This window comes from Paenibacillus agri, from assembly GCF_013359945.1.
In the GTDB taxonomy this organism is placed as follows: Bacteria; Bacillota; Bacilli; order Paenibacillales; family Paenibacillaceae; genus Paenibacillus_AQ; species Paenibacillus_AQ agri.
On the sequence record NZ_JABWCS010000175.1, the window covers coordinates 1 to 22,804 of the forward strand.

The 22,804-nt window shown below is 49.8% G+C and carries 16 protein-coding genes and 1 rRNA gene; 2 read left to right on the plus strand and 15 right to left on the minus strand.

Annotation, left to right across the window (positions count from 1 at the left end; genetic code table 11):
- The 14 genes from HPT30_RS01395 to HPT30_RS01460 all read right to left on the minus strand — a co-directional run.
- Nucleotides 1-397: ribosomal RNA gene (locus HPT30_RS01395) — 16S ribosomal RNA — on the minus strand; the annotation flags it as partial.
- Between the two features lie 598 nt (nt 398-995).
- Nucleotides 996-3,734 (minus strand): alpha-mannosidase, encoded by a 2,739-nt coding sequence (locus HPT30_RS01400; protein WP_175369753.1) that lies wholly within the window; start codon nt 3,732-3,734, stop codon nt 996-998.
- Nucleotides 3,735-3,757: 23 nt separating this feature from the next.
- The gene (locus HPT30_RS01405; protein ID WP_376766980.1) at nt 3,758-6,910 is read right to left on the minus strand and encodes a beta-galactosidase; all 3,153 of its coding nucleotides are present in this window, start codon (nt 6,908-6,910) and stop codon (nt 3,758-3,760) included.
- Complete coding sequence (locus tag HPT30_RS01410; protein ID WP_175369754.1) at nt 6,907-8,226, minus strand: glycoside hydrolase family 125 protein; 1,320 nt, start codon at nt 8,224-8,226, stop codon at nt 6,907-6,909. Before HPT30_RS01410 ends, HPT30_RS01405 begins: the two co-directional genes overlap by 4 nt.
- Nucleotides 8,227-8,327: 101 nt before the next feature.
- Nucleotides 8,328-9,245 carry a carbohydrate ABC transporter permease gene (locus HPT30_RS01415; protein WP_175369755.1) on the minus strand — a complete coding sequence of 306 codons (918 nt, stop codon included), beginning with the start codon at nt 9,243-9,245 and terminating at the stop codon, nt 8,328-8,330.
- 24 nt (nt 9,246-9,269) lie between these two features.
- Complete coding sequence (locus HPT30_RS01420; protein WP_175369764.1) at nt 9,270-10,202, minus strand: ABC transporter permease; 933 nt, start codon at nt 10,200-10,202, stop codon at nt 9,270-9,272.
- Nucleotides 10,203-10,284: 82 nt separating this feature from the next.
- Nucleotides 10,285-11,772: an ABC transporter substrate-binding protein gene (locus HPT30_RS01425; RefSeq protein WP_175369756.1), complete on the minus strand. Its 1,488-nt coding sequence runs from the start codon at nt 11,770-11,772 to the stop codon at nt 10,285-10,287.
- A 173-nt stretch (nt 11,773-11,945) separates the two neighbouring features.
- Nucleotides 11,946-13,472 (minus strand): response regulator transcription factor, encoded by a 1,527-nt coding sequence (locus tag HPT30_RS01430; protein WP_175369757.1) that lies wholly within the window; start codon nt 13,470-13,472, stop codon nt 11,946-11,948.
- A gap of 3 nt (nt 13,473-13,475) precedes the next feature.
- A complete protein-coding gene (locus HPT30_RS01435; RefSeq protein WP_175369758.1) occupies nt 13,476-15,287 on the minus strand; it encodes a sensor histidine kinase in 1,812 nt (603 codons plus the stop codon).
- Between the two features lie 154 nt (nt 15,288-15,441).
- A complete protein-coding gene (locus tag HPT30_RS01440) occupies nt 15,442-16,005 on the minus strand; it encodes a peroxiredoxin family protein (RefSeq protein ID WP_312876276.1) in 564 nt (187 codons plus the stop codon).
- 9 nt (nt 16,006-16,014) lie between these two features.
- Entirely contained in the window at nt 16,015-16,728 is a 714-nt protein-coding gene (locus HPT30_RS01445) for an ABC transporter ATP-binding protein (RefSeq protein ID WP_175369759.1), read from the minus strand.
- Nucleotides 16,721-17,542 carry an ABC transporter permease gene (locus HPT30_RS01450; RefSeq protein ID WP_175369760.1) on the minus strand — a complete coding sequence of 274 codons (822 nt, stop codon included), beginning with the start codon at nt 17,540-17,542 and terminating at the stop codon, nt 16,721-16,723. The genes HPT30_RS01445 and HPT30_RS01450 overlap by 8 nt, the downstream gene beginning before the upstream one ends.
- 24 nt (nt 17,543-17,566) lie before the next feature.
- Entirely contained in the window at nt 17,567-18,100 is a 534-nt protein-coding gene (locus HPT30_RS01455; RefSeq protein ID WP_175369761.1) for a nitrous oxide reductase accessory protein NosL, read from the minus strand.
- Nucleotides 18,097-19,461 carry a NosD domain-containing protein gene (locus HPT30_RS01460; protein WP_246316863.1) on the minus strand — a complete coding sequence of 455 codons (1,365 nt, stop codon included), beginning with the start codon at nt 19,459-19,461 and terminating at the stop codon, nt 18,097-18,099. Before HPT30_RS01460 ends, HPT30_RS01455 begins: the two co-directional genes overlap by 4 nt.
- Nucleotides 19,462-19,697: 236 nt before the next feature.
- Here HPT30_RS01460 and HPT30_RS01465 point away from each other — a divergent pair, with 236 nt between their 5' ends.
- Entirely contained in the window at nt 19,698-19,826 is a 129-nt protein-coding gene (locus tag HPT30_RS01465) for a DUF4023 family protein (protein WP_083205578.1), read from the plus strand.
- A gap of 128 nt (nt 19,827-19,954) precedes the next feature.
- Here the strand turns inward: HPT30_RS01465 and HPT30_RS01470 are convergent, their stop codons facing one another.
- Nucleotides 19,955-20,677, minus strand: coding sequence for a stalk domain-containing protein (locus tag HPT30_RS01470; RefSeq protein ID WP_175369762.1), 723 nt, complete (start codon nt 20,675-20,677; stop codon nt 19,955-19,957).
- Between the two features lie 232 nt (nt 20,678-20,909).
- Here HPT30_RS01470 and HPT30_RS01475 point away from each other — a divergent pair, with 232 nt between their 5' ends.
- Nucleotides 20,910-22,454, plus strand: a complete 1,545-nt coding sequence (locus HPT30_RS01475) for an acetate--CoA ligase (protein WP_175369767.1) — start codon at nt 20,910-20,912, stop codon at nt 22,452-22,454.
- Nucleotides 22,455-22,804: the final 350 nt, after the last annotated feature.

A 22,804-nucleotide genomic window follows, 5' to 3' on the forward strand; every position in this document is an offset into this window, starting at 1 on the left:
GCTTTCGCCCATTGCGGAAGATTCCCTACTGCTGCCTCCCGTAGGAGTCTGGGCCGTGTCTCAGTCCCAGTGTGGCCGTTCACCCTCTCAGGTCGGCTACGCATCGTCGCCTTGGTGAGCCATTACCTCACCAACTAGCTAATGCGCCGCAGGCCCATCCCGCAGTGACAGATTACTCCGTCTTCCATCCTCTCAGCAGGAGCTAAAAGGAATTATCCGGTATTAGCTACCGTTTCCGGTAGTTATCCCAGTCTGTGGGGCAGGTTGCCTACGTGTTACTCACCCGTCCGCCGCTAAGTTGATTTGAAAGCAAGCTTTCAAATCAACTCCGCTCGACTTGCATGTATTAGGCACGCCGCCAGCGTTCGTCCTGAGCCAGGATCAAACTCTCCAAATAGGTTTTTTCGAGCGATCACTTCCTCGAATCACTTCAAGAAAATAACCACCCGAAAACTTATCGAAAAGAGCGATTGCTCATTTTGAAACATCTGACGAGAATTAAAAATTCTCTTTTTGAATTCACTTTCGTGAATTCGATACTCACTCGTTGTTCAGTTTTCAAAGATCAAGCTGTTCTCGTTGTCCGCTTAAAGTCTCAGCAGCAACTCTTATACTATATCATGTCCGGCGTTTTAATGTCAAGCTCTTTTTTTGAATTTCGTTTTTCGAATTTCATTTTCGAGCTCGGCATCGTTATTTCTTGGCCGGAATTAGAATATACCATGTATAGAAGACCATTGCAAGTGTTTTTATTATTTTATTTAAAATAACCCACTTCATAACCTTTTATCCCGGAATTATGTTTCTTCTATAGGAAAACCCATCATTAAGCTCACCAGTTCTTGAGCTGTGATCTCCCCTACTATGCCCCATTACCCATTTGATTAATCCTTCAATCTCTACATCTCAAAAAGTCAGATCTTTATTTATTAGGAAAGCCAGTTTCCATCCACGATGGAAACTGGCTTTGAAGGTTACAATTCCGTACTTCGTTATTACTGTCCGTTTCGAGTCTTAATTCCATAAGTCGCAATCCCGTATGGACGGATCTCCAATGAATACGGACGATGTCCAGGATCTGCAAGCGGCGCCGTGCGCTCTTCCAGAATATTGGTCTCGTACAGATGCTCATGCGGAACAAGGACATCCAGAGCCAGCTCTACAGGCTGCTCAGCCATGTTGTACCAGCGAACCAGCAAGTCGCCAGTCTTTTCGTTCATTTTTAGAGAAGAAAATGCCGCCGCTGTACCCTTCCATTGGAAAGGTGTATAGCCCGAGGCAAGCTTACCTTCATGAACTCCTGTCTGGAGGACAGTCCACGGCACCTGGAATTGATAGGCCTCAGTATACGCACCGGACGCAATGCCATCCCCGCTATGCGGGATCAGTTGCAGCTGTACCGTATGCTCGCCCAAGCACTGAGCTTCCGGAGTCGGGAACCAGCCCCAGTCCCCTAGCTCGCCCACGCTGCGCAACAGGGTAACAGCCACTGTATTGCGGCCATCCCGCAGGATCTCGTATTCATTGAGCCCCAAATTAGCTACCGTGAGTCCGGCTTGGTCACCGCTGACATCAACAAAGTTCTGCTGATGCTGGGTATTGCTCGGGTTCAACCATTCGCTCGCCGGTACATTATCCCGGGTAGCAATTTCGAACATGGAATCTGCATGGTGCACATCAGTTACCAGATCGGTCGGGAACAACATCCGTACCCGGTGATCTTTAGCGTTGTTATTAATAGTAGATTCGATGGACAGACCTTTGCCCTTCCGTTCGAGCGAAAGCACGGTACGAAGCTTCAATGTAACGGTCTCACGGCTGCGCTGCGCCTTACGTTCCGGGTAGTAGACAAGGGCCCGCTGCTCTGCGTCCAGCAATTCATCAGCTGAAGCAGGAATTTCCCAGTCATGGACGATTTCAATCGCAGCCCGGAAAGAGGTATCTTCAAGCACACGGATGCCTGCTTGCAGTCCTTTGGTGGTCAGCGGAGTCTCACCATCCGGCTGTCTGTACATATATTCATTACCGATATCGCCGGTATTCTCATACACACCAAGATCATTGTAAGAAGTATTATTGTTCTTATCGTGCAAGGTGAACGAGCCGTCATCAGCAATCTCCACTTTAATTCCGTCGTTCTCAAGCACTCTTGCTCCCTTCAGTAAGGAAACAACTGCTGGAGCCGGCTCAGCCGACTTCACCCAGGCATAGGTACGTAGACCAAGCGCAGGAACATCTGAAGCTTCAAACGTGAGTTTGATTTTACGGCATGAATAAGGCTGACGGAATTGATTATCCGGCAAGTCATAGCCAAAGCTCAGCCCGAGGTCTTCAATGGTGTAAGATACAGCGATGCCGTTCTCATTCACCAATTGATGTCCATCAAGGGAAACCTCTTGCATGCGGCGGGCGGTCTCCTCTAGAGAGAAGCCTTCACGCAGATACAACCGTGCTGCATCCAACTCCACGCTGACTGTACCGGTACGGTTCCAGCCTGTTGTATTCGTAACGACAAATGGCACCGCATCATTGCCGAATTTACTATAGCCGGAAGTATCAACGGCTTCAGCGATAAACCGGCCGCTGTCTTCTACAATGCTTTCGGCAACATGGCGGCTTTTATCAAAACGGGTAACCATTTCCCGGTGCACTTCATCCACGCTGCAGCCGCAAATGCTGTCATGCGGATGGTTCTGCATCAGTGTCTTCCAGGCATAGGTGAACAGATGATGCGGATAAGATTGTCCTGCAAGCTGAGCGATGGAGGCCAGCGGTTCTGCCACTTTTTCCAGGATGGTTTGACCCTTCTGGTTCATCTGCTTCAAATAGACACGTGCTGAGGCCGTGTTGACCAGGGTGCCCCAACCGTCCGTGCGCTGACTGCGCAGTTCACCTTTTACAGAAGAAAGCTCGTCTTTCAGGCTGTCTTTCAGGGCATCCAGATAATCCGGGAAGTTGGAATGAACAAACTCCGTATCCGGGTAGAGCGCCTTCGCTGTCTCGATTGCTTCCGGAAGATCGGTCTGCAGCGGCTGGTGGTCACATCCGTTCATGTACAATAGCTCGCTGGTCGAAGCATATTTCTCAGCATCTGCAAGCTTGCGATCCCAGAATTCCTTAGCAGCCCCTTCCTCTACCGGAACTTCGTTGCCGTTGGAATACCAGTTCGCGAACAGGATACCAAGAATTTTGGAGCCGTCCGGTCCCTCCCAGATCAGCTCGGAGTAGGAGGACTCATAATCGCCGTCGGAAACCGTGTTATTGAAGCCGGTCGGCTTCACGCCACGTCCGAAGAACGCGTTGGAGATCCCGGATTGCAGCATCAGCTGTGGAATTTGTCCGGTCAGACCAAAGGTATCGGGGAAATAACCGATTTTGGACGGTGTTCCGAATTTCTCAGCATCCTGGTGCCCGATCTGCATGTTGCGCACGTTAGCTTCGCTGCTCGTTAGGAATGCATCCTGCAGAATGTACCACGGTCCAATCAGAATTCGCCCTTCACGGATATAGTGCTCCAGCTTCTCCTTGTTTTCCGGGCGAACCTGGAGATAATCCTCCAGAATGATTGTCTGTCCATCCAGATAGAAGCTCTTGAAGGCCGATCCCTCATCAAGCTTCTCCAGTAGCGCATCCACCAGTTGAATCAGACGAACGTGATGCTTCTCGTAAGGCAAATACCATTCCCGGTCCCAATGCGTGTGGGATACGATATGCGCTGTTCTTTTTTTAGCCATGAACCCTTATCTCTCCTCTCACCTTAGCCTTTGCGACTAGAAATTGTTACTTCATCCGGTCTGTACACGGACTGCAAGCGTCCTTCTGCATCCACCGTGAACAGCACCGAGCGTTCTTTGTCCAAAATAAAGCTATATACGGTACCCGTGCTAACATCCTTGATTTCTACCTCTGTGTCCCAGGCATATTCGGAGACGAACACAAATAGGGCGCCCTCTGCAAAATTCAGCTTCCGGCCGTACACTCCCGGCAGATCACCACCGGTGTGCCACTGCAAATCCTCCTGAACCCCGGAAATCCTCACTGCATATCTGTACAGTGCCGCAATCGGCTCATCCCGTTCGTTCAGTTCCAGCGGCAGCGGGCTCCAGATCAGGCGTCCCTTCCCGATAGCTACCTCTACTACAGCATCGCCTTGTGCAGATTGAGCAGTGGCGTTCGGAACCTCTTGCACAGACACTTCTTTAATAAGCTCTGCAATCCTACGCTGTCCGTAGGAGACTGGGAACAACACTCCGTTCAGGTTCAGCCGTTCTTCCCTACGTACATTATGAAGCTCCCGGCGACCCAGCAGATGATCCAATCGGTCTGTTGGCTGCCAGTATGCGTCAAGGCCAAGACTGCCAGTCACCACCAAGGTCGCGCCAGTACGCTCAACGAAGGACAGCAGCTTCTTCATGGCCTCATTGTCGAGATTGTGTGCACTTGGCAGCAGGATCAGCTTCGGCGGCTGGGCTTCCAATGCGTCCAAATCATATTCCGATACTCCACGGAAAGGTAAATGCAGTTGGTAAGACATAATCCGTGTCAGGCGTGTTGTGGCATCATAAGCCAGCTTCCGGTTGGAGAAGTCATTGGAATACGGGAAAATAACTGCAATGTCTTCCAGCTTGCGTCCGTCGAATATTCCTCCGGCTTCGCCGATAAAACGGCCGAAATCATAGGATACATCTGCTTCTGGCTTCTCGGTACCGTCCGCACGGACAGCACCGATCTGTGATTCGTTGGCATTATCCATATAGAAGTTCGTATTCCAGATCCATTGCACAGCACCAGCACCGCCAGTAGCAAAAGCATAGGCATACTTGCGCTCCAGAATGGACCGCAGCTCTTCCTCACTCCGCTTGGCCCGTCCGTCCGGTGTCTCTACGTACATAATGCCGGTCTCCTGGATCAGATTCGGCTTGTTCGCCGTTTTGGCGAAGATGCCGCTCCACAGCAGACTGTCATTCAACCACCAGGTGTGGACAGTCGTGTAATCCACGGCCTCTTCATAGAAGAAAGGCGATGGCCGCTGCGCTCCTAGTGCCTCGTCCTGTCCAACAGTAACCATATGATTCGGACACAGCACTTTAATCGTTCCGTACAGCTCCTGCGCCCAGACATTATGCATATCCATCGAGAACAGGCAGTAATCCAGCCAGCGCGTGCCGCGTTTGCCTGAATGAATATCCTGGATGCTAAAGTTAATATCGCTTTGCTCAGGAGGACGGGCAGCCGCGAAGTCCGGCAGCTCCAGCGGTGTCATGTTCCAGTGCTCCTGCAAAGCTGAGATGTTCCCGTGACGTTGTTCCAGCCAAGCGGAAAAGGCCTTGATCTCATGGATATCTCTGGCCGAGCTAGGTCCGTCCGAGAAGATCCGCGGCGGATCGAACATCGACGGTTCGTTAATTAGATCCCAATCCACATGAGTTGTGGAGCGGTGCCGGGAGATGATCGAGCGGATGAACCGCTTCTGGGCTTCCACACTGCGGGGATCCAGATACGGGTTCGTGCCCTCCCAAGTCTCTGGTGTGAAGGAGAAGAAGGTGAACGTCACCTGCAGGTCATGCCGCTTCGCGGTCAGGAAGAAGGCGTCGATGGCCCGCAGCACCTCTTCCGAGGCATGTCCGTCCACCTGCATTACATTCCGGTAAGCCGTCCAGATGCCGGTACGAATCCAGTTGATTCCCGCTTTCTTCATTTGTGCCATATCGCGGTCCCAAACGTCAGCGTTCGGCAAGAACAAGAACTTGCGCGCCACGTCAGAAGTCATGTAGGTCATACCCACCACCGGCAATGGCTTTCCGTTCTTCACAAAATAATCTCTGCCAGCCGAAACTGGCTCACCTTGCGTAAGCAAAGCTTCATCATGGCCCCACAGGCCTTGACGCAGCACTCGCACTTCGCCATCCTCTGATTCAGCCCGGCAAACCAGCCGGTACAGCCCAGGCTGAAGCTCAACCGGAACCGGAATCCGCAGGATGTTCAGCTCGCGGGTAACTTCAACCGTGCATTCATGGTTGAATACCGCTTCCTCACCCTCTTTATTAAGAGTGAAGGACAGCTTCCACTTTGCAACTTCCGCAGAAGAAGTGTGACTGCTCAGTCGCTGGCTTTGCAGGCTGAGCACAGGGCGTTCGCCCGGCTCGTAGGAAGCATAATTCGGCTTCAACCACAGCTCCGTAACGCCTTTGGCCGCAAAAGCAGTCCAGCCTGCCAAAGCAGCCGCTCCACCGTTCTCCCAGAAGCTCTGTCCGAGCGGCTGGTTAATGAACAGCCAGCGTCCACCCTTAAAGGGTCCGCCAACATGCTCCCACAGAACGACTGGGGCCGAGATTTCCCGCCCTTGATCTGATACACCCTTCAAGAGTGCATAGATCCGTGTATCCATTGGTCCGCTGGAGCCCATTTGCTCCGGCAGATCACTGCTCTTCGTAACATGCGGCACGAGATTCCAGGTATCCGCAACCGGCAGTAACTGCTCCTGCCCGGCGAAGAGTGGAATATCCTGGTGTGAGACATACTCGCTGGCCCGTTCCCCACTACTTACCCGCAATGCTTCATGAATATGAAGCTGACGATGGTAGGCTGTCTGCTCCGCTTCGACATGCCACTCGCCGGCTTCCCAGCGCACCGGATGTTTGAACGGTGCGCCGCCAGCGCTGATTAGTCCCCCGCCTCTTTGCAGATAGGCGACAATAGAAGGCCACGCTGCCTTAGGAAAATATGGCGCATGCAAATTAATGAAGACGCCGCCTGCCTGTGCAGCATCCAGTGCTTGCGCCAGCTCGTGGGAGTTCACAGATGCCACGGAGACACCCAGCAAGCCTGTCTCAATACCCTGCACTGCTCCGGGTGCAAGTTCTCCCGGAAACAGCGGGTCGCAGAAAACAATTACCCCTGCCGTGCTCACAAAATCCCCTCTTTCATCGCCCGGTAGACAAGCTGCGAGAAGAGACTGTTCGACCAGGCGAACCAGCTTCTTGTAAAGACAGACGGGTCGTCAGCGTGGAAGCCTTCATGCATATATCCTGTTCCAGCGTCGGTGTTTTCCAATAGCTTGATCATTTCCAGCTTCTCTTCAGTAGTTTGTGCCGTAATGCCCTGCATGGACAAGGCCATATGCCAGATGTAGTTCTTCGGCGTATGCGGGCTACCGATGCCTTTGGCGGCTGTGCCTTCAAAGTAGTATGGGTTCTCTTTGCTGAGCGCGAACCGTCTCGTGTTCTGGTAGATCGGATCATCTGCAGTCGTATATCCCAGGTAAGGGATGGAGACCAGTCCCGGTGTTCCAGCATCATCCATCAGACAGTAGTTGCCAAAGCCGTCTGTCTCATAGGCATAGATTGGACCGAATTCCGGGTGGCGGTAAATGCCATACAATTTGATGCCGTGCTCCACTTCAAACTCCAGTTCCTTCAGTTCCGCCAGGAACTCCAGGTCACGGAAGACCCATTCTGCGAATTCCTGCATCTGACGAAGGGTCACAACTGCGAACATGTTGCCCGGAATGTTGTAGTGGAAGTCGCAGGCATCGTCACTGGAACGGAAGCCTGACCAGATCATGCCGGTATAGTTGACCGGCATGCCGAGTCCGTTATTGCGCAGGGAATCCTCGGGAATGCCGTTATTGCGGCTGAACCGGTATGGAGACTGCTCAAAGTGATGCTGCTCTCTTTTGAACAGATCGAAGATTAGACGCAAGGCCGACTTGAATCCGGCATCGAAGAAATCGGTAAGTCCGGTTTCTTTCCAATACGTGTACGCCAGACGGATCACGAAGCACAGGGAGTCAATTTCGAACTTCCGCTCCCACACCCATGGTGACATTTCGGTCACGTCGGTTGTATTCCAGTGCCAATCATTAGCCGATTCGTTGAATGCATTCGCATAAGGGTCGACATGGATGTACTGAATATGCCGTTTGATCAGCCCTCCGATGATACGCTGCAAGTCTGGATCATTCTTGGCCAGCGGTACGTAATGAATAACCTGTTCCACAGAATCGCGGAGCCATGAAGCCGGAATATCCCCGGTAATGACAAAGGTAGTTCCGTCATCCAGCAGCTTCGTGGTCGTCTCCAGCGTATTTGGGAAGCAGTTCTTGAACATCTGAAGCAGCTTCGGACGGTGCGCCAGCTTCTCTTCGGCTTCTGCCAGCACCTCCTGTACTGCCTTTGGCAGAGTAAGTTGTGGCATCGCTATTTTGGGTAGTCTGAATTGTTCCAAGGAATATACTCTCCTTTATATTTGCTATCGTAATGATAAAGATTGAGCTCAGGAAATTCACATGGGTAATATTACATAAAATAGTTGGAATTCCAGATGAATTACTCTTTCACCGCACCAACCGTAAGTCCCTGTATGAAGTAGCGCTGGAAGAACGGGTAAGCGAAAATGATCGGCCCTGTTGCCAGCACGACCATCGCCATCCGCGATGTATCCTGCGGCATGGAGCGCAGTGCTTCGATGCTGAGCGAGCTGTTCTGTGAATTCTGTAGCAGGAACTGCATGCTGGTCTCAATCCGCATCAGCATAGATTGCAGCGGCACTAGATTGGGATCATCTATATAGAGCAAGGCGTTGAACCAGTCATTCCAGTATCCCAGTGTGCTAAACAACGCAATCGTTGCCAGACCTGGCAGTGACAGCGGCAGCACCAGGGTGAGGAAAATCCGGAACTCGCCTGCTCCGTCGATTTTACCGGATTCAATAATGGCGTCAGGGACGCTGGTGGTGTAGAAGGTCCGTAGAATCATAATGTAAAAGGCGTTGACCGCCAGCGGTAGCACCAGCGCCCAAATGGTATCCTTAAGGTGCAGCAATTGAGTTACTACGATATAAGTTGGTACCAAACCACCGTTGAACAGCATGGTGAAGAAAGCAAGGAACGAAAAGAAATTGCGGTACCGGAAGCTTTTACGCGAAATAGCATAAGCATAAAAAGACATAAATAGCAGACTGACGATCGTTCCAAGTACAGTAACTAGAATAGTCACGCCATAGGAACGAAGCAGCATATCCCCGGACTCAAAAACATAACGGTATGCTCCGAGGCTCCATTTGGACGGGAATAACCGGTAGCCGTCTCTCGCCAGCGCCCCTTCATCGGTGAAGGAAATGATGACAACGAACAGAAACGGAAATACGCAGAGGAAAGCAAAAATTCCGGCGATCAGATTAAATAACACATTCAATGGTTTGGACAATTGATGAAAATCGCGTTCTTTACGCGTAATTGATGACATATGGGCACACTCCTTTCAGTTGAGTTAGAACAATGCGCTGTCCTTGTCGTATTTGCGCACTATATAGTTCGAGAACATGACGAGCGTGAACCCGACGAGCGACTGATAAAGACCTGCCGCCGTACTCATGCCGATCTCACCTGTACTCTTAAGACCTTGATAAACATAGGTGTCAATAACGTTCGTGACGCTGTACAAGGTACCGGAATTACGAGGCACCTGATAGAAGAGACCGAAGTCGGCATAGAAGATTTTCCCCACGGCAAGCAGGGTCATAATGGTAAGAATCGGTCTTAAGAGCGGCAACGTAATGCTGCGGATCTGCTGGAGCTTGCTGGCTCCGTCGATCATCGCTGCTTCATAGAGCGACTTGTCGATCCCCATAATGGCAGCCAGATAGACGACGCTGTTGTAGCCCACGGCTTTCCATAGATATACGAGGATGAGGATCAGCGGCCAATATTTCTTTTCCGAATACCATTGCACAGACTCCGCACCGAAAAAGCCCATAATCTGGTTCAGCATGCCGCGTTCGGAACTGAGGAAGCTGAAAGCAAAGTAGCCGACGACAACCCATGACAGAAAATAAGGCAGGAACATTCCGGTCTGATAGAACTTAGCGAGCTTTTTATTAACGATTTCCGATAGCACGACTGCCATCAGAACAGACAAAACTAGTCCGACTATAATAAATGCCGCATTATAGAGCAGCGTATTGCGTGTAATGATATAGGCGTCATTGGTGGTAAACAGGAACTTGAAGTTGTCGAGCCCCACCCATTTGCTGTTGACGATACTGGCCCAAAATCCGTCTCTACTAAAGCGATACTCTTTAAAAGCGATAACCGTCCCTAGCATCGGTAGATATGAAAAGAAGAGAAACCAAAGGGTACCCGGTAGAACCATAAACAGCATAACCTTGTTTTTGTTGATATTTCCGAAAAATTCTCGGGCCATTCTCACAGTGAATCCCTCCTGAATGGTAAAGAAGACCGGGCAAGAGTCTCACCCCGCCCGCGTCTTCTATTCCAATGATTTATTACTTGTTGTTCGCCGCTTTCCAAGCATCAATTTGCGATTGGGCTTCGGCAATGATCTTATCGAGTCCAGCGGCTTTAAATTTCTGATTGGCTTTCGCCAGATATTCATCCGGATCTACGGTTCCTGTCATCAGCGGCGCCCAGAACTCTTCCTTCACGTTCTGAACAGCGGCGATTTCACTGGATACCTTCGAAGTGTCGAAGTTAAATCCGAGCAGCGGAGCGTTCACACCGGAAGCGTTGAATTTCTTGAAGATTTCCCATTTATCATCAGGGTCTTCTTCGTTCAGGTAGTTAAGCATGATATTACCGAGCGAGAAGGTAGGCATATCGTAGTTCTTGGATTCCGGCAGGTTCTTCATCCGGTTCTCGCCAACTTTCTCGTAATGTACGCCTTCAATCCCGGAGTCGATCATATTGCGAAGTACCGGATCGGTATTCAGCAAGTTCAAAAATTCCATAGCTTTCTCTGGGTTAGGTGAGTTAGCTGAGATAGCCTGCATGGAACCCATAACGGACCAGTTGTAGATGTACGGCTTGCTGGCTGGTTTGGAGACTACCGGATAGCCGTAGCTCGCCGACCAAAGGTTGTCCGCCATCGGCTGGCTCGTCGCACGATCCATGAACCAGTTGCTGGACTTGTAAAGATCGTCTACAGAAGTCGTTGTTGCTACCTCAGGTGAAATGTAACCTGCCTTGTAATATTTGCGAACGGTTTCAAGACTCTTTTTCAATTCCGGTGTTTCCAGAATGTTCACGACTTTATAGTCCTTGGTGTCCATATATACAGCCATTGGCATCTTCTCGATGATGTAGTCGAACGGCAGTACCGGCATGTAATCCTTAATCATCGCATAAGGAGTGATGTTAGGTTCATTTTCCTTGATGGTCTTAAGCAGCGGCTCCAGGCTCTCCAAGGAGTCCACTTTGTCTATATTCAGCTTGTACTTGTCTACCAGGTCTTTATTGAAGCGCCATACTTCTTGGGCTGGAAGCTCTTTGTTCGCAGGCACCGCATAGTTATGACCATCTACTTTGGAACCTTCCAGGAAAGCAGGGTCAATGGTGTCTTTGATGCCTTTGCCGTATTTCTCAAGCAAGTCATCCAATTCCATAAATGCACCTTTGCGGGCATTTTGCACATAATCGAAAGCCCAAGAGCTGGTGAACATAATATCCATCGGCTCACCGGAAGCGACCTTCACCTGCATTTTTTGTGTATAGTCACCGAAATCAATCATGTTCATTTTCAGGGTTGCGTTGATCTTAGGCTGAATATATTTGTTAACCTCGTCCACAACCATATTCATGTCCTTTTGCGGAGGCCCGATCGTGTACCAGATCAGTTCAACTGGCTTCTCCGATTTACCACCGTTTCCGGAAGCATTCTCATTGTTGGTACTGCCTCCTCCACAAGCGGTGAGCGCAAGCGATAGTGCCATCATGGATGTCAGTACCAGAGATAATCTTTTTTTGTTCTTGCTCATTGTATAACCTCCCCTTATGTTTACCTCAGTATCGCTGCATAACCCGGAATTATACCTCGCGATATTTCCTTTAAGGACTATTTATACTGTAATTTATGAAAGCATTTTCAAAAAGAAGCTAAACTAAATAAAAGGTGTAAAAAATAAAGAAAAGGACTTGCTTAGCCCATAGGCTAAACAAGTCCTTTATATTCCGTAGGGGAAATCCCTACATGCTTTTTGAATTGCTTGTAAAAGTATCCAGTTTCCCAATATCCCACGTTGCGGGCGATCTCGTGAACCTTGAGCGGAGAGCTTCGCAGCTGCTCCTTGGCTTTCTCAATCCGGTACTTGTTGATATACTCCGTGAACGATTCTCCAACTTCCTTATGGAACAATTGCCCCAGATACACCGGATGAATATTATACTGTGTCCCAAGGGTCTTTAGTGAGATGTCTTCGCTGTAGGATTGATGAATATGGTTAAGCACCTGCTGCACTACAGGGCTTTTCACATCACGAATCAGTGCATCTATAGTGTACACGGCCGCTTCTTTCAAAATATCCGCCCAATCGGCGATGGATGATGTCGCGCGGATTTTATGAAGCCCTTCTTTAAAAAACTCGGGTTCCTCCGCATGCCGGATCTCCTTGAGCTGCATCTTGAAGCGGATTAGCCATTCCGTAGCGATATCCTGGATCAGCTCGGGTGTAATACCCTCCACCCTACGCAATTGCTCAAAATTATCATCAATCCTGTGCAGCAGCCCCTCCGTGTCCTTTGCCATAATCAGCTTGAGGTCTTCTTCCCAGTTTACCGGAAATTCCAGATTGGCCTCTTCTTGCCGTTCTTGCAAATCCTCATAGCAGATATAGCTGTGTTCGGGGAACAACATAAAATATTCTTGCGCCCGCTTCGCCTGCGTATAGCTCAGTGCTGCATTGTCCTCGGTTTCCTGTACGCTTCCTTTTGAAAGATACAGTTGCTCGTAGGCAGCAAGCGCCGGAGTGGCCAGCAATTGCCGATGAATAGCTTCTGCTGCTTCCTTGCCGCGTTGATATTCACTTAGCATGTGCACCAGCACGATGTCCCCATCCATATCCTGAAACGGAATGACACCGGGAACACCATGCAGAACCTCAAGTACCACAGGAAACGCTTCAGCTAGGCGTTGCTCAGACCGCAGCAATGCAACCTGTGTCAGCGGCTTATCGATGACTATGCCCAGAAAGCCGGCCCGCTCCTGAAATTCCTGCGGAGCAATCTGATTTCTTAGCCAGCGGTGCATGACATTATCTCTTAGAATTGAAATGCTGTGCTCGTTCAGCTTATAGTCTGCTCTGGACTCATTCAGCTTCTCAGCGATGGTACTAAGTGTAGCCTTGAATTCTTTCAGATTAATGGGCTTCAAGAGATAATTCTCAATACCGAGGGCCATCCCTTCCTTTAGATACCCAAATTCATCATAACCGCTTAAAATGATGACTTTAAGCTCCGGCTGGAATTCCCGGACTGCACGGATGAGGTCCAAACCATTCATCAGCGGCATGGAAATATCCGTGATCAGTATGTCCGCCCGCACTGACTTCAAGGCCTCCAGTGCTTCCTGCCCGTTGGCCGCCTGACCAACGATCTCCATTTCAAAGCTGGCCCAATCGACAATATCATACAGCCCTTCGATGATGAACGGTTCATCATCCACAATGAATATCCTGTACATGGCTCACTCATCCTCTCCCAAATCGGGGAAATACACCGTCACTGTAGTACCCTTACCCTCTTCGCTGTTCAGTTCGAGGCCATACTTCGCTCCATACATCAGCTTCAATCGCTCGTGGATGCTACGCAGACCGAAGGACTCCGATGACTCATCCGTCTGATGCAGCCTTTGCTGCAATTCCTCCAGCCTAGCCGGAGCAATGCCACGCCCGTTATCTGTTACTATAACACGAATGATATCTCCTTCTTTAGTTACAGCAACAGCGATGTGATTGTCGTTGCGGTCCGCCCGCATACCGTGCAGAATGTAATTCTCGATAATGGGCTGCAGCGACATTTTCATGACCACTGTCCCCTCTAGCTCCCGCTCGCAAAGCAGTTCGTAAGAAAACCTGTCCTTATAACGAATACGGAACAGCTCAAGATACAGCCGGCAAGCTTCCAGCTCATCCTTCAGCGTATGCTTGGGCTTGGGATGCACGTAGCTTTTGAATAGTACCGACAAGCTATATATCATCTCGCCGACATCTTCGGCCCCCTGTGAAATGGCCCGCATACGGATAACCTCAAGCGTATTGTATAGGAAATGGGGATTCACTCTGGCCTCCAGCGCCGCGATCTCCGTATGCTTCTGCTTGATTTCCGCCTTGAATACCCGATCAATATAAAGATTGAGTTCATCCAACATATCATTGAAGCTCTTGGAGATCTGTCCCAGCTCATCTTCCTTGACATCAGTAATCCGGGCATCCAGATCCCCGTTCTTGACCTTCCGGGTGAATTTGATAATGCCTTGCGTCCGTTTGGCGATACTACTGATGATCAAAGATGCTGTGATGATGGCAAACACACTACAGAACAGACAGATGGTGATAATCATATTCCGCAAGCCGCGATATGTCGCCGCTATCTCTTCCTTCGGTACGATGCTGAGCACTGTGAAGCCTCCCTGACCATGTGTCAGCTTCGTAATTGTCATGCCGTTCACTTCTTCGCCATCCGTGTAGGCGGAACTCACCAGCTCCATATTTGGATATTTGGCCCCGTAATATCTACCTGAAGAATCGAACAGCACATCACCGTCGGCCGACAGCGCCAGGATGATTCCTTTGAAATCCTGCTTATCGTTGCCCATGCCTTCCCACACCCGCTCAGTGTCGAAATAGACGAGCAATTGACCAATATTACGCAGCGACAGCTTGTTATTAATGGGACTTCGCACTGAGAACATCGGTGTATCGGCAAGAGTAATGCTTTTGCGTACCCAAATATTCGGGATGGAGACATTGCCCGCTTCTTCCAAATACATAGCATCAGGAACAAAAGAATGGGCTGCATTCGTAGGGATAATCTCAAACTGCTTGTGCGTGTTATAGACATAGAGCTGCTGCTCTGCTGCACTATATAATATCAGGCTACGGATGTCGGGATTATCCTCAAGCTTGTTCCTGAAATACTGCACGGTGTCAGTGGTTGAATTGCTCTCTTTGAAATACCGGTCCAGCCGGTAACGGACATAATTCTCATAGGGATGCTCCAACAGGTAAGCTGTATTCGAGGTAAGCTCACTGTCCCGGTAAATATCGATCATCATAGACTGCACCAGGTCATACTTCTGCCCGATATAATGACTGACACTTTCCACTGCCCGTTTCTGAATTTCCATTTGCCGCTGTACTGCCGCCTGAGACATCAGATTGAACATCAGGTAAGAGAACGTAATGATGGTGACGACCGCAACGATCGAGAACAACAGGATGATCTTGATGAATACATTATGTTGAAAATACTTTCTGTAGATCTTCCCGGGAAGCATGATCATCCTCCTGTCCTTTGATGAAATCGCGCGCTTATTTGCACTGCTATCCCTATATTATATCACGAAAATGATAGCGCTTGCGGGAATGCCCGTCTTGCAAACTATCCCAAAAATTAAAGATTCCCTGCAATAATTAAAGATCATGCAGGCACTACATTGGAATTTCCGGAGCTTTGGCGGCAGCATCCAGCCAGATATTCAGTTGTTCTTGATCCGCAATTTCCCCCATGACCGCCTTCCGGATCGTTCCCGCCTTATCTATGATATAGGTAGTCGGCAATCCAGAGATGCCATACAGGCCGGAGACCCGGCCGGTAACGTCTATAATAACCGGAAACGAGAAATTCTGACTCTTCATATATTCGGAGATCGTGCCTTTGGAGTCCCCCACATTGACCATCAAAGCCGTCATCTCCTCACTGCGGGCACGGGATACATCCTGAATTAACGGCATTTCTGTCACACAGGCTTTGCACCATGAAGCCCAGAAGTTAATCAACACCATTTGACCGCGATAGTCAGAGAGACGAACCTGCCGGCCTTCGGCTGTGACGCCCTCAAAGTCAGGAGCGGCTGCCTGAGCGATCACTGCGGAGGCAGCTCCCTTTTCCCCAGGGATTACAGATTGTACAATAGCCCAGACTGCTGCAGCAATCGCAGCCAAACCGATCAAGATGGTGAGCATGCGACGAAGCTTTTGATGATGATTCAGCACAAGATCACCTCATTTCAATCCTAGACTGTGGTTAAAAGCTTCATACAGCGAGCCATGCTGGTCCCGTATATCTCTTGTCGGACCCTCCCCGACGCTATGCCCCCCGCTGAGAAACAATATCCGGTCCGCCACCCGGTCAGCAATCTCCAACTGGTGTGTGGAAAAGATGACGGTGTGTCCCGCCTCACGAATGATCTGCAGCAGCCCGGCGAACTCATTCATCCAGAACGGGTCCAGTCCGTTTGTCGGCTCATCCATGATTAGAAGCGGGGGCTCACCCAGCAGCGCCTGGGCAAAAAGCACACGCTGACGCATGCCTTTGGAAAAGGTATTCACCAGACTTCTTCGTTTCTCTTCCAGACCTACAAGAGCCAGCACCTCCGTGACCCGTCGTCTGGGAACACGCCGCAAGGCAGCCCAGAAGGATAATACCTCTTCGGCCGTTAACCCCTGGTTAAACTGAAAGTCATCCGGCATGTAGCCAATTTGCTTCGCAAACTGTTTGCGCTGGGTATGCCAGCGCAGACCACCTACAGTGATGTCGCCTGAGGTTGGCTGAAGAATTCCGGCGATCATCCGCAGCACTGTGCTTTTTCCCGCACCATTACCCCCGCATAACGCCAGAATATTCCCTGCCGGAAGGGTGAAGGCGATATTTTCTACGAGTGACTGCTTTTTAATAATTTTGGTCAACCCGGTCACCCGGACCATCGCTTCATCCATGGGTGCGCCCCCTCTCCCAAATCTTGTATACGCCAACAATGGAACAAAGGATCCAGAGCAGGCACACGCTCATAAACAATAAATTCCCGTTCGGACGCTGAATCCACTCTACCCACTGGAAGTATTCAGGACCCAGCACAGACCCGCCCCCAAGCTTAACGACTACAAACAGGCGTACGAGCTCAGCAGGATTGATGAATGTCGCAGCTACAAGCAGTGGCTTAACCCATAAATAAGGAACCATGCCCAATATAGAAATTAACAGCGTTGGCCAGCCAATCACGGCGAAAAACCAGATGGATACAGAGATCGTGAGCGCCTGCCAGCGGTTTCGTGATAAGGAACCAATGAATAAGGCAAGGGTGAGAAACAGAAGAACCAGACCTGCCGAGAAGGCCAGGAAAAGAAAATAAGTGGAACTGTCAAAACTCGTGCCCAGCAGGCCACTGATCAGACCCATCAGCCCATAGCCGAAACCAATGATCACCAGCAGCACAACAGCCAGGCCAGTGTACTTACCGATGATAAAGGACAGCGTTCCAATGGGATAGGTAGATAGGAGCTGCCAGCTGCCCTCCTCCTTCTCCGCCGTCAGAGAAAATGCACCTAGAAACAGCGTCATTAGCGGCAGCAGGTATAACACCAGACTTAGCATAGAGCCTGTTATCGCAGAATATCCCTGAACGATATTCTGCGAATTAATGATTAGCAGACTTAAGCTGAACGTACAAAACAGGGCCAAGAAAGAATAGGCCCAGGGATTGCGGAAACCCATTTTGACTTCCCTCCGGGCCACTTGCAGTATATCGGTCATAGTCACCTCTCCAGCCTTTTAAAATCACTTGTGTCCCGGGCCTTCATTCATATGGCCTTCCCCGTGATTCATGTCCATGTCCATGTTCATAGCAGCGCTTTGTTTCCATTCATGTGAGGCAAGGTCGTCTGCACTCAGAACGGTTCCTACACCCTGCTCCTTAACGAAGGCCTCGGCCGATGCCCGGTCCTTAAAGCTGATCACTCCGTAGGCCATTGGCGTACGTAAGGCTGCATCGTAGACATAACTTGCCTTGCTGAACTGAATCCACGATTTGTCGTTATAATCCCGTACGAAATCCATCCCGATCTTGTCCGTCCCATTCTCTTTCTTCCATTGATTCATGCAGCCCACATCGTCGAACTTGTAATTCTTGCCGTCCTTCGTCGTCAGCTGTGTCGCAAAGGCATCATCCTTAACCTGCATATTGCAGACTGCACAGACATCGACATCTTCATTGATAGGAAGTGCTTCATACTTCTTCGCACCGCAAGCGGTTAATACCACCAGCATCAGTAGACTGAGCAGTAGCAGCCCGGCACTTGTTCTTAATCTCATGATCGTAATACCCCCAAATATATTATTGTAATAACCGAGACAAAAAGCAGCAGCCAGCCGGTCACCATTACAGTCCCATCCTTCCGAACAGCCCCAATGGGTGCCTTTGTATCCAACTTCATCAGCGGTGCCTGATCAACCGATCCACTCGCTTTATCCCCTGCAAACATGTCACTCAGAAAATTCATTCCCGGAGATTGAAAAAATAGCTGATAGGCGGAATTACGAGAAATTAACCGCTGATAGAATGGATTAATGGCATACGGAATATCGCTGATTCCATCCCGGTCCACGTCCATCCCCTGAAAGGAATCCCAGTAGTTCCCGTTCATCACGTTCTCTGCGCTGTCTACGGCTTCGGCATCGATAACATTAGCGATAAATCCGTTGCGGTGAAATTGATTGCCCGCAGCCTGACTGAGCTGAATGCCTATGAAATTGCGGAGTGCCACATTGTCTCTCAATTCATTCTCGGCAGATTTTTCCATATATATGCCTACCCTGTTTCCTTCAACTAGATTATTAGTAATAGAAGAGGTTCGCACATCGTACAGCAGGATCCCTTGAGAATGCACATTCCGGATTTGTTTGGCAAAAGAATTACCCGAGACGACCACATTCGTCACTCCCATCACCATTGCACCGGTGGTATTGTATTCCCCAACATTGTTGGTAATCTTCGACCCGTTGATATACATGCAATGGATGCCGTAGCGCAAATAAGTTAACTTGTTCCCGTCAACAGTCGTGTTCCGGCTATTCTCCAGATAAATGCCATCTCGTAGATAGGAGATTTCATTATTGCCAATCTGACTGCCGTGAGAATTATAGAGATCGATGCCGTTTCCCCGTTCCCCTGCTGGCTGACCTTGTGGAATGAACCAGCGGATACGGTTATGGATAATCTTCGCCCGGTCAGCGTCGCGCAGCATGATGCCATACCCACCCGTATGAATGGCTAGTCCCTCCAGCGTCACTTCATTGGCCTTGACCTGAATCGCCGTAGTTTTACCGTCTTGATCATGTTGAACATTTATCGATTGCAGGGTCACACCATCTGCGAGAATCGTAATGGCCGGATCCACTGTGGTATTGATCAGCGTAGCTCTGCCTCCCCCTCGAAGGGTGACTCTTGTGCGGATCACGACAGGTCCTTGATACGTTTCAGGAGGAAGATCAATGGTATCACCGGGCTCGGCCGCATCAATGATATCTTGAAGAGAACGCCCCGGAGGATATGATGTGGAATCCGCATAGGCAGGCTGTGAGTACAACGGAAACAATAGATCTACAACCAATAAAGGAAACAGGAGCAGAACCAGAAACTGTCGGCCGGCACGGGAATGGCTATATTTCATCATTTGGACTTCGGTACACTCCTTAGCTCCGTCTGGAAAATAAAAAACCTGCACAATTGTTGCACAGAATAAAGCGTTTCCGGTTCAGCCCATAGTATACCTAAGCAGACACTATTTCCCTATGGCCCGATGTAGCTATATTTACAGAGAGAGTGTGTCTAACGTGTGATATGTATGTTTTGCAGCCGATCTGGTTACAGTAACAGCAAGTTTATCAAGGTGAGGAGGCGCAAGGACCGATGGATGATACCCATGAGTATGTGGAAAAGCTGCATGACACGCAGAAAAAAGCGGAGAAAAGCAAGCACCGGGGACAAGGCAGTCCTGAAGCAAAGCTACCCAACAAGCAGCATAGTACCAAAAAATAAAAGTATTCAGGGAGTGCAGTAGTTGGACTACAGCCTTCCCGAATACTCATAACAGCCCGGCTATCCGTGAAGGGATATGCCGGGCTGTTTTATGGGCTGAATCTTTTATGGGGTGTAGCTTAATCGTATTATTTGCTTAGTTTTGCAACGCCTACAGCCACTTTCTCCAATTGTGCTTTGGTGAGGCTCTTATCTGGGGAACTGATTGTTACCACTCGGTCATTCAGGTTGAAGCCCAGCAGTTGCGTGTCGCTGGAAGGGCTGTACCATTTGGCCTTAACACCATTGGACAGTTGAACCGCTTGGCTGGCATAGCCGCCTGAATAGTCTCTGGCCGAAATCACGATTCTCATATGCTTGAACAGGAAGCTCACACCGTCATCAGAAGCAGCCACTTTATCGAAGGCATCGCCTTTGGTCATTTGTGTTGGAGCATACGCTGTTTCAAAACCTTTAAATTGGGCAAAGGCCTTCTGAATGGCTTGCTTTTGTGCAGCGGTGTATTGGATAGCAGACAGTTCAGTGGTCGATCCTCCATTGCTTGGTGCAGAGCCGCCGTCATTTTTGCCGATGATGACCTGATTGGTTTTACCGTCAAAAGTAACTGGCACCTTCAGCGCATCCGCCAGTGCCCGAACAGGCAGGTAAGTCGTATCCTTATACGTAATTGGTGCCAGCTTGTTGCCGTTGCCATCAACTGGTATATAAGCAGATCCGTTGACTTTGAAGCCAAGGCCGTGATTAAGGTACGCACTGATCTTTTCTAAATTAGTTCCTGCATAAACCCCTGCTGAACCTGTCACTGCCATCCCGAACACCATTGTTGCTATGATCATTTTTTTGCTTTTCATTTGATATCGTCTCCTTGAAGATTGATTTGTTGTGCTGCATTTCTTAGTCTTATTAAACCAAGGAGTTGTTTCTAAACTGTATCCATGATGTAAAGAAGTATTTCACCGTGGAGCGTATAGAGATCGTGATATACTTATTGAATCTGCTGCACACATTCTATTCATTAGGAGAGGGTTCAACTTGAACAATCCACATTGGATCGCACCTGAAACGTATAATTTGACTTCGGAAATGGAACACCATCCCCCGGAAAAAATAGCACTGAAATGGCTTAGCGATAACGGAGACTACGAGGAAATCACTTACGGGGAGCTGCGCAAGCAGGCCAACCGTCTGGCTGGAGGCCTATCGAGTCTAGGGCTTCACCAGGGAGATCGCGTGCTAGTTATGGTTCCAAGACGAATCATCGCTTATGTAATTTATTTGGCTTGTCTGAAGCTTGGACTGGCTGTCATTCCTTCATCAGAGATGCTGCGCGCCAAGGATCTGTCCTACCGGTTGCGGCACTCGGAGGCCAGAGCCGTGATCGCTTGGTCCGATACTACCAATGAAGTAGATCTCATCGCCGACGATCTGCCTGCCCTTGATTACCGACTGGCCGTAACCGGAACGGCTGAGGTTCAGGAAGAGGCCACTGGCTGGGTACATCTGGAGGGCCTGATGGTCGGTCAGCCGGATGTCCATCCGGCAGCGGCCAGCCACCGGGACGATATCGCTATATTGGCTTACACCTCCGGCACAACCGGCAATCCCAAGGCAGTGGTGCATAGCCACGGCTGGGGTTATGCCCACCTGCGTATTACCTCCTCACTCTGGCTCGACATTCGTGAGTCGGATACCGTCTGGGCAACCGCCGCGCCAGGCTGGCAAAAGTGGATCTGGAGTCCCTTCCTGTCCGTACTGGGCAACGGGGCGACCGGCTTTGTATATAATGGCGCTTTCCAGCCGAAGCGTTATTTGCAACTGCTACAGGATCACGCCATTCAGGTCTTGTGCTGTACGCCGACAGAATACCGCTTGATGGCCAAGACCGAAGGACTGGAGCATTACGACCTGTCTCAGCTCCGCTGCGCCGTCTCTGCCGGTGAGCCGTTGAACCAGGAAGTCATTCATACCTTCCAGCGGCACTTCGATATCACCATCCGCGACGGCTATGGCCAGACCGAAAGCACACTGATTATTGCTGCACTTAAGGACAAGCCTGTCCGAATTGGCTCCATGGGCCAATCTATCGCGCCGGGTCTCGTAGAGGTCATTGATGAGGATGGCGTTCCGCTGCCACCTGGCACTGTTGGAGATATTGCTGTGCATCTCAGCATGCCAGCCTTGTTCAAAACCTACTACAAGGACCCTGAACGCAAGACCAACGCCTCGCATGGCGAGTACTTCGTCACTGGTGACCGGGCGCGCAAAGATGAGGACGGATATTTCTGGTTTGAGGGCCGGGGAGACGATATTATTATCAGCTCGGGCTATACGATTGGCCCTTTTGAAGTGGAGGATGCGCTTATGAAGCATGCCGCTGTCAAAGAATGTGCCGTTGTCGCCAGTCCAGATGAGATCCGCGGACATGTAGTCAAAGCCTTTATCGTGCTCAAGGATGAGCATGAGGGTACAGACGGATTGGTTAAGGAACTCCAGACCCATGTCAAGGAGATCACCGCCCCATACAAATATCCGCGTAAAATCGAATTTGTCACCGACCTGCCCAAGACAGCCTCCGGCAAAATCCGGCGGGTGGAACTGCGCCAGCAAGAGCAACATGCTGCAGAGTAGATGAGAAGGTCGGTATAATGTCTATTCTTTATTTTCTTTCTATACAATAAATTATGGAAAGAGAGGCGGCTTGGAATGGGGACAAACGAAGATCACAATGAGGGTACCCATCAGGATGGTTTTTGCAGATGAAGAATACGTCGGTAACGACAAAATATTCTATCTGGTATGGGTACAAGCCGCAGAGCAGACTTGAATCATTATCAAAAAAGCAGCCCCATCGGGCTGCTCAGGCTGTCGAGAAAGTTTCGACAGCCTTTTTCTTTATGTCTTAATTATTTAAGACGACACCGCGTTAATGTTGTATAATATAGGTAACTATTTATTGAACGGATGGTGTTCTGTATGCT